Origin of the sequence: Gallintestinimicrobium propionicum (genome assembly GCF_025567525.1) — a bacterium.
Taxonomy (GTDB): Bacteria; Bacillota; Clostridia; order Lachnospirales; family Lachnospiraceae; genus Gallintestinimicrobium; species Gallintestinimicrobium propionicum.
Window position 1 is genome coordinate 1,819 of the sequence record NZ_JAOQJY010000015.1, and the last position, 539, is coordinate 2,357.

The 539-nt window shown below is 47.5% G+C and carries 1 protein-coding gene; it reads left to right on the forward strand.

Annotated features, from left to right (window positions below; genetic code table 11):
- A partial coding sequence (locus tag OCV62_RS11480) for a recombinase family protein (protein WP_262586809.1) occupies positions 1–539 on the forward strand: 539 nt, incomplete at both ends.

Genomic DNA, 539 nt, shown 5'->3' on the forward strand with positions numbered 1-539 from the left:
CGCAGAAAAAGCCTATGCGTGGACGATAGCACAGGTCAAGAGCATTTTGAAAGAGGAAACCTACATCGGTCACAGCATTCACAACAAGCAGAGCAACATTTCATTCAAGAACAAGAAAAAGGTGCGGAAGCCGCAGGAAGAATGGTATCGTGTGGAAAATACCCACGAAGCCATCATTTCTGAAGAAGTGTTCCAAAAAGTTCAGGAGCTGATTGCAAGCAGACGCAGGAAACGCAGAAACGGTACGACACAGATTTTCGCAGGATTGATAAAATGTGCAGACTGCGGATGGTCTTTAGCCTATGGGGAAAACAAGCAGAATAAGAACCCATACGGGTACTACCATTGCAGCAAGAACGGGCAGGGATTACGCCAGTGTTCCATGCACTATATCCGCTATGATGTACTGTATGCCTATGTGCTTGCAAGACTGCAATACTGGTCTATGCTGGCACAGAAAGACGAGGACAAGCTGCTGAAACGCCTGCTCAATGCCAGCGACAGGGAAAGAAACTCTGCGAAGAAAAAGCAGGCTGCGG